The 478-nt window shown below is 47.3% G+C and carries 1 tRNA gene and 1 rRNA gene; both read left to right on the top strand.

Annotation, left to right across the window (positions count from 1 at the left end):
* Positions 1–115, top strand: a 16S ribosomal RNA gene (locus M6G53_RS25020); the annotation flags it as partial.
* 88 nt (positions 116–203) lie between these two features.
* Positions 204–279, top strand: a tRNA-Glu gene (locus M6G53_RS25015).
* The last annotated feature ends 199 nt before the right edge of the window (positions 280–478 follow it).

Below are 478 nucleotides of genomic sequence, written 5' to 3'. Positions count from 1 at the left end.
AAAAGAAGTAGGTAGCTTAACCTTCGGGAGGGCGCTTACCACTTTGTGATTCATGACTGGGGTGAAGTCGTAACAAGGTAACCGTAGGGGAACCTGCGGTTGGATCACCTCCTTACCTAAAGATATTGATTCGAGTGGCGTGCTCACACAGATTGTCTGATGAAAAAGTAACGAGCAAAAGCGTCATAAAAGTACGGTGTCGTGTCCCCTTCGTCTAGAGGCCTAGGACACCGCCCTTTCACGGCGGTAACAGGGGTTCGAATCCCCTAGGGGACGCCAAGCTTCCGACCCACCCGGTGAAAGCGGCGGTCCTCAGTATCTGACGATACACCATATCTTAAAGATGACTTCCGAGTCATGTTTAAGATATTGCTCTTTAACAATCTGGAACAAGCTGAAAATTGAAACATGACGGCTGAAATTTATCCCTCCGTAGATGTATTGGGATAAAGAGTAACCTGTCATAGAGTCTCTCAAA

This window comes from Serratia nevei (genome assembly GCF_024160145.1).
Taxonomy (GTDB): Bacteria; Pseudomonadota; Gammaproteobacteria; order Enterobacterales; family Enterobacteriaceae; genus Serratia; species Serratia nevei_A.
The sequence above is the reverse complement of the archived record's forward strand: the minus strand, read 5'-3'. Positions and strand labels throughout refer to the sequence as shown.